This is a genomic window from Streptacidiphilus melanogenes (assembly GCF_000787835.1).
Taxonomy (GTDB): domain Bacteria; phylum Actinomycetota; class Actinomycetes; order Streptomycetales; family Streptomycetaceae; genus Streptacidiphilus; species Streptacidiphilus melanogenes.
Map to the genome: position 1 here is coordinate 29,804 of NZ_BBPP01000060.1, position 4,371 is coordinate 34,174.

5 protein-coding genes are annotated in these 4,371 nt (G+C 69.3%); 4 read left to right on the forward strand and 1 reads right to left on the reverse strand.

The window, feature by feature from the left end; genetic code table 11:
- Positions 1-163: 163 nt before the first annotated feature.
- A complete protein-coding gene (locus TR49_RS36065) occupies positions 164-1,039 on the forward strand; it encodes an Fpg/Nei family DNA glycosylase (protein ID WP_042389871.1) in 876 nt (291 codons plus the stop codon).
- A gap of 54 nt (positions 1,040-1,093) precedes the next feature.
- On the opposite strand, the gene TR49_RS36070 is transcribed toward TR49_RS36065, so the two are convergent.
- Complete coding sequence (locus TR49_RS36070) at positions 1,094-1,378, reverse strand: hypothetical protein (protein ID WP_052434925.1); 285 nt, start codon at positions 1,376-1,378, stop codon at positions 1,094-1,096.
- A gap of 270 nt (positions 1,379-1,648) precedes the next feature.
- On the opposite strand from TR49_RS36070, the gene TR49_RS36075 reads away from it, so the two are divergent.
- From TR49_RS36075 to TR49_RS42140, 3 genes are all read left to right on the forward strand, one after another.
- Positions 1,649-1,999, forward strand: coding sequence for a hypothetical protein (locus TR49_RS36075; RefSeq protein ID WP_042389877.1), 351 nt, complete (start codon positions 1,649-1,651; stop codon positions 1,997-1,999).
- Positions 2,000-2,067: 68 nt separating this feature from the next.
- Positions 2,068-3,258, forward strand: a complete 1,191-nt coding sequence (locus tag TR49_RS43360) for a hypothetical protein (RefSeq protein ID WP_152627644.1) — start codon at positions 2,068-2,070, stop codon at positions 3,256-3,258.
- 8 nt (positions 3,259-3,266) lie between these two features.
- On the forward strand, positions 3,267-4,371 hold a 1,105-nt coding region (locus tag TR49_RS42140), incomplete at its 3' end, for a S8 family serine peptidase (protein WP_084725776.1).

Sequence of the window (4,371 nt, forward strand, 5' to 3'; positions counted from 1 at the left end):
AGCCCCGCCACTCCCCGGGAGCGGCGGGGCTCGGCGCACAACTGAGCTCGGCGCACAGCTGAGCTCCGGACACATCGGGGCTTCTCGGCACAGCGGGGCTCCGCCACGGCCCCACGGGCAGCCAGGCTCGCGGGTGGGCGGGCGCGCGGGCAGACTGGTGGGCATGCCAGAACTGCCGGAGGTGGAGTCGCTCGTACAGTTCCTCGGCGAGCACCTCGTCGGACGGACCGTCGAGCGGGTGCACCCCGTCTCCGTGGCCGCACTGAAGACCTACGATCCTCCGATCACGGCGCTCGAAGGGCAGGCCTTCGACGGCGCGGGGCGGTACGGCAAGTTCCTCGACCTGCGGGTCGGCGAACTGCATCTGGTGATCCACCTCGCCCGAGCCGGATGGGTGCGGTGGAGCGACAAGGTCGCGACCGAACCGCCACGCCCGGGCAAGGGGCCGCTGGCCTTGCGGGTGCGGCTCGCTCCCACGGACTCGGGCGGGTCCCAGGGCTTCGACGTCACGGAGGCCGGGACGCAGAAGCACCTCGCGGTGTATCTGGTCCGGGACCCGCAGGAGGTCCCCGGCATCGCGCGCCTGGGCCCCGACCCGCTGTCCGGCGAGGTGACGCCCGAGGCCTTCGCCGCGCTGCTCGCGTCGGAGCGGCGGCAGGTCAAGGGGGTGCTGCGCGACCAGGCCGTGCTCGCGGGCATCGGGAACGCGTACTCCGACGAGATCCTGCACGCCGCCCGGCTGTCCCCGTTCAAGCTGGCCGCCAACCTGAGCGACGAAGAGGTGGCCGGGCTCTACACGGCCATGCACGCCACGCTCGCGGACGCCGTCGAGCGCGCCCGCGGCCTGCCGCTGCGCGACCTCAAGGCCGAGAAGAAGAGCGGCCTTCGCGTCCACGGCCGCACCGGAGAACCGTGCCCGGTCTGCGGTGACACGATCCGGGAGGTCTCCTTCGCGGACTCCTCCCTCCAGTACTGCCCCACCTGCCAGACCGGCGGCAAGCCCCTGGCCGACCGCCGGCTGTCACGTCTGCTGAAGTAACCGCCCTCCGCGCGCGGAGCGGGCGTGCGGGTTCCTCGTGGCAGGGTCGTCGGCTCAGCCCGAGTGCGCCTCGACGAACTCGTCGCCCAGCACCTCGTGCGCGGCCTTGAGGTGGTCCAGGTCCACCTCGCCGTGCTCGGCGGCGTGGCCGTCGAGCGCCTTCAGGATGCGGTCGACCGGCTCGTGGGTTCCGCCGAGCCGCTGCTCCGCGAAGACGGCGATCCCGAGCTTGAGGAACAGCTTGGCGGCGTGCCGGTGCTCGGCGTGCTCGCTGAGCACCTCCTCCCCCGCCCCCACGCCGCGCTCGACCATCTCGACGGCCCGCTCGATGAAGCTCATGCACCCCTCCGGTGACACCCGAATCCCTTGCGTCACCGCATCGGTGACGCTCCGCCGCGTACCTTATGGCAGCCGATGATCACCGCGCAGCGGTCGGCAGGTCACGTTTTCGCAGCTCGGGCGCGCACGTCGCGCCTCGATCGGACCACTCCATCGAGCGATGGCCCGGCTACTCTCCGCGACGTAAGGTAGCCGTGATCAACGGGTTCGTACACGGCTCACCGCCTGACGCCTTGGGGCGCAGGGTGTGCGGGGAGGAGGTGCGTCGCGATGGGATCCGGCAACGGCTACCACGTCGACGTGACGGCGTTGCAGTCGACGGTGCGCCAGTTGCGCGCCGTCGCGGACGGCCTGGACACGGCGAAGGCATCGGCCTGCTACGACACCGCGATCCCGCAGGGCACCCTCGGCTCGGGCTTCGCCGGCGCAGCGGCGCTGGCCGACAAGCACGACGAGATGCGGGACTGGCTGGGCTCGATGATCGCCGAACTGCAGGGGTTCATCGAACAGTACAGCGGCGAGACGCAGTCGGCCGCCGAGGCGTACGAGGAGCAGGAACACCGCACGCAACAGGACTTCTTCTCGGCGGCGGGATCGGGTAGCGGCGGCGGCCTCGGATGAGCGGAGGCGCCACGCGCGGCGGCTCGGGGACCACGTTCGGCGGGACGAGCATCACCGGCCTGCGCGCGATGCTCGCGCACTCCAACCCGGAGACCCTGGACACGGTGGCCGGCCGGTGGGCGGCGATCGACCTGGCCCTCCAACAGGCCCAGGAGGACCTCCTCCACCACACCCGCGCGGCCACCGCACACTGGGCCGGCACCGCAGCAGACGCCTTCACGGCCCGCGCCGCCGAGCTCCACCAAGCCATCGGCAACGGCGCGGCCTACGCCTCCCACGCATCCTCCGGCGTCACCTACGCCGCCGACGCCCTCCGCCAGGCCCGCCTGGACATGCCACCAGAACCCGCCTCCCTGGAGGGCGTGGTGACCTCGGAACAGGCCCGGACGACGGGGACGGCGGACGCCCTGCACGAGCAGCAGCGGCAGCAGGCGGTGGCGGTGATGGAGCGGTTGGAGCAGCGGTACGCGGCGGCGGCAGAGATGATCGGAAATCCCGCGAGTCTGGATCAAAGCCATGACCGCGGGGTGTTCGCACCACAAACAGCAGCTTCTACGGTCCACATTGAGCCCGCAGCCGGAGTCACCGGCGATCCACGTCTTGCAACCCCACACGCCACGTCGCCTCATCCTGGCGCGGGCAGCAGCGAGACCCCCACGGAAACCGCACCCACCTCAGACCCGCTCCGAAGCGCCGTCCCTGCGACCCGCATCCCCGGACCCACGGAAGGCAGCGGTCACGCAACGCTCCAGGGCAGCTCCGGAACTGGCGGCTTCATGACCAGCGGGACCGATTCCCCGTCCGAACGTGCCGCCACGCTTGGTCCTCCTGAAACCCCAACGGAGGGCATTCAGATTGCCAATGTCGCACCCGCACCCTCGGGCGTGCAAGCCGAGCTTTCTGTGCCACGTCAGACACGGGGATTCCCGACAGCCACGTCAATTAACACAGGTCGTTCAGCCTATAAGAGAATCCCCAACTCGTTGAACAGCGCCACAGAGGCAACCTGCCCCACTCCGCCCACACGTCCGGAAGTGACTGGCGGCATCGCACAGAATTTTCCGGCCGATCCTGAAGCTACACAGCTCCTGGACAGCGGCCCGCCAGGGACCTTTGGCAGCTCACTGCCAGCAGGGTGGAGCGGTGAGCAAAGGATGCCAGGCCGACGAAACCAGCGCCGCAGTCGCCCGGAATATCTGAAAGAAGACAGCTACACGTGGCTCACTGATCAAATCGCCAACCCGCCGGTAATCACCTAGGAGCAAGAATGCGGAGCAGGATTCAATCCGCTCTCCTAGCGGGAGCATTTCTTGGTCTTATTGCCTCGATCAACCAGAGCACCACCTCTCTTGCCGACCAGGTGCGGGATGCCGAGTGGCCTCTATTCGCCTTCCATGCTTCAAGCAGCGTCTGGACGAAGTCCACCGGCAACAAGGTCGTGGTCGCGGTCATCGACGAAGGCGTGCGTGCCAGCCATCAAGACCTCTCCGCCGCCGTCCTTCCCGGGAAGTGCTTCTACTCTGCCTGCTCAGCCTCGGTGGACACCAGCGGCGATGGTCACGGAACCGCAATGGCCAGCCTCATCGCCGGACGGGGCCATGGAGCCGACAGCACCGAAGGAGTCATGGGCCTCGCACCGTCGGCACGAATTCTTCCGATGGATGCGGAGCTGAGTTCTACTGTCTCCGGCTCAGAGCAGATCGCGAACGCAGTCCGCTACGCAACGGATAGCGGGGCGCGCATCATTGACATGTCTTTCGGAAGTGGAGCGGGATCCGACGTTCTGAAGGCCGCCATCGCCTACGCCGAGTCCCACGACGTCGTGCTCGTCGCGAGCGCCGGAAACGACGGGGCAGCAAAACTCTCCTGGCCGGCGGCGTATCCCGGGGTGGTGTCCGTCGGGGCGGTGGATGCGGAGGGCAAGCCGTGGGTGGATTCGAACTACGGGCCTGGGCTGACGTTGGCCGCGCCTGGGGTGAACATCGTGGCGGCTGGGGCCAACAGTGACAGTGAGTACCGGCTGTCCGACGGGACGAGTGATGCGGCGGCGTACGTGTCTGCCGAGGCGGCGTTGGTTCGGGCGGAGTATCCGGGGTTGACCGCCGGGCAGGTGGTGAATCGGATGGTGAAGTCGGCCCTGAATCCCACCGGGCGGGTGCATGACGATCACTACGGCTACGGGATCATCCGCCCCGATGCCGCGCTCACGTTCGACATTCCGGCCGGGCCGCCCGAAGGGCCGTTGAAGCAGGTGAGTGGCGCCGGCGGGGCGGTGGGGACGCCGGAGGCGGTCGCGGCCGGGCCCGTGGGTGGGGAGAGGCAGGGCGGGGTCGGAGTGGGCGTCGTCGGGGCGGTGGGTGGGGTCGCGGCGG

Bases quoted from the DNA above. Each gene is read 5' to 3' on its own strand.
- TR49_RS36065 (WP_042389871.1), top strand. From the start codon at position 164: ATGCCAGAACTGCCGGAGGTGGAGTCGCTCGTACAGTTCCTCGGCGAG.
- TR49_RS36070 (WP_052434925.1), bottom strand. From the start codon at position 1,378: ATGAGCTTCATCGAGCGGGCCGTCGAGATGGTCGAGCGCGGCGTGGGG.
- TR49_RS36075 (WP_042389877.1), top strand. From the start codon at position 1,649: ATGGGATCCGGCAACGGCTACCACGTCGACGTGACGGCGTTGCAGTCG.
- TR49_RS43360 (WP_152627644.1), top strand. From the start codon at position 2,068: ATGCTCGCGCACTCCAACCCGGAGACCCTGGACACGGTGGCCGGCCGG.